Annotated in this window: 2 protein-coding genes and 2 pseudogenes; all 4 read left to right on the top strand. The window is 65.4% G+C overall.

Features of this window, described 5'->3' with window-relative positions; genetic code table 11:
• A partial coding sequence (locus WA944_RS19415) for a hypothetical protein (protein ID WP_526371542.1) occupies window positions 1-357 on the top strand: 357 nt, incomplete at its 5' end.
• Window positions 264-1,536 (top strand): annotated as a pseudogene (locus tag WA944_RS19410) (IS3 family transposase). The gene WA944_RS19415 and the pseudogene WA944_RS19410, both read left to right, overlap by 94 nt.
• Before the next feature lie 10 nt (window positions 1,537-1,546).
• Window positions 1,547-1,798 carry a group II intron maturase-specific domain-containing protein gene (locus WA944_RS19405; RefSeq protein ID WP_526608952.1) on the top strand — a complete coding sequence of 84 codons (252 nt, stop codon included), beginning with the start codon at window positions 1,547-1,549 and terminating at the stop codon, window positions 1,796-1,798.
• A 53-nt stretch (window positions 1,799-1,851) separates the two neighbouring features.
• Window positions 1,852-2,039: pseudogene (locus WA944_RS19400) on the top strand (IS3 family transposase); the annotation flags it as partial.

The raw sequence follows: 2,039 nt of genomic DNA, 5'->3' as shown, positions 1-2,039 counted from the left end.
CAGGAGGTCACCATCGCCGAGGCGGCCGCCGAGCATCAGGTGGACCGCACGACGATCATGCGCATCCGCACCGTCGCCAAGGAGGGTGCGTTGGCGGCGCTGGCCGCTTCCAAACCGGGTACGGCGGAACGGCAGCGCGACTACGAGTTGGAGGCCGCCAAGGCCGAGAATGCGCGGCTGTCCGAGGCGCTCAAGGAGATGGCGGTGCGGCTTGAACCATCCCCGGTTTTGTGCGCACTTCCTTTGTTGGGAAGGATGGCGCGATGCCGAGCAAGTACGACGAGAACACCAAGGCCAGGGCGGTGCGGTTGGTCCGCGAGCACCGCGATGATTACGACTCGGAGTGGGCGGCGATGAAGGCGATCGCGGGCCGGCTGGGGATGAACGCGGAGACGCTGCGCAAGTGGGTTCGCCAGGCCGAGGTCGACGCCGGTGAGGCGGCAGGGATGTCCAGCGAGGAGAGCCGGGAGCTGCGGGAGCTACGCCGCAAGACCAGGGAGCTTGAGGCCACGATCGAAATCCTCAAGGCCGCAACGACTTTCTTCGCGCGGGAGTGCGACCCGCTACACCGCTGATCTGTGCGTTCATCGACGAACACAAGGAGCGGTTCGGGGTCGTACCGATCTGCCGCGCCCTGGGGATCCAGGGCGTGGCGATCGCCCCGCGCACCTACTGGGCACACCGCTCGTCGGCACCATCAAAACGGGCCCTGTGGGACACCACGATCACCGAGATCCTGGCCGGCTACTACGAACCCGACGCCGGCGGGAAACGCCCACCAGAGAGCCTGTACGGCAGCCTGAAGATGTGGGCGCACCTGCAAAACGTCAGGGCATCCCGGTGGCGCGGCGCACGGTGGAACGGATCATGCGCCACAACGGCTGGCGGGGCGTCATGCGTGCTCGCCGCCCGCCGCGCACCACCGAGCGCGACCCGGCCGCGGACCGGGCGCCGGACCTGGTGGGCCGCAACTGGCGCGTTGGCGCACCCAATTTGCTGGAGGTAGCTGACTTCACCTACGTCCCGCTGGACACCGGTGGGTTCGGCTACACCGCGTTCGTCGTCGACGCCTATGCCGGGCTGATCCCAGGCTGGGAGTGCTCGATGGTCAAAGACACCGGATTCGTCGAGCGCGCGCTGCGCCACGCGGCAATCTTCCGGGCCCGTCAAGGCCATCCATTCAACGACACGATCCATCATAGCGACGCCGGAAGCCAATACACCGCAATCCATTACAGAGAAACGCTGATGTTAGAGGGGCTGATCCCCTCGATCGGTACCGTCGGCGATGCCCTGGACAACGCGCTGTGCGAAACCACGATCGGGCTCTACAAGACCGAGTGCGTTCGCCCTGGCTCCCCGTTTCGTACGGGGCCGATCCGAACCGTCGCCGACCTGGAGAACATGACCTCGGGGTGGGTTAGCTGGTACAACGAGCGCAGACTCATGCACCGCCTGGGCCGCATCCCACCGGCCGAGGTCGAGGCCGAGTACTACGCTCGACTCCAGGCCGGAGAGCGCACCGGTCACACGTAACGAGGTGTGCATGAAACCGGGGATGCTTCACACCGACTGGTCCCTGGGCCAGATCGCGCGGTGGATCAACCCAATCGTGCGTGGCTGGCTGCAGTATTACGGTCGGTTCTACCGGTCGAAACTGTATGCGCTATGCAAACGCATCAACACCTACCTGATGCGGTGGGCTCGTAAGAAATACCGGCGCTTGCACGGGTTCAAGAAAGCCCACGCGTGGTGGAAAGCCTTGGGCGAGCGCTATCCTCGGCTTTTCACGCAGTAGGAATACACCCGTGGCTTTATGGCGACGAGAAGGCCGAGTTCACGGTGATCCGCATGACCGGACTGTTGGAGGTGTCGCGGTCGGGGTTCTACAAGTGGCGCGCGGCGCAGGTGACGGGACCCTCGCCGGCCCAGCAGCGCCGTGAGGCCATCGACGCCAAGGTCAAGGGGTTCCACGACGCCTCCGATCAGGTGTACGGCTCACCGCGGATCCTGGCCGATCTGCGCGACGACGGAGAAGT

The organism is Mycobacterium sp., from assembly GCF_049683355.1.
In the GTDB taxonomy this organism is placed as follows: domain Bacteria; phylum Actinomycetota; class Actinomycetes; order Mycobacteriales; family Mycobacteriaceae; genus Mycobacterium.
The sequence above is the reverse complement of the archived record's forward strand: the minus strand, read 5'-3'. Positions and strand labels throughout refer to the sequence as shown.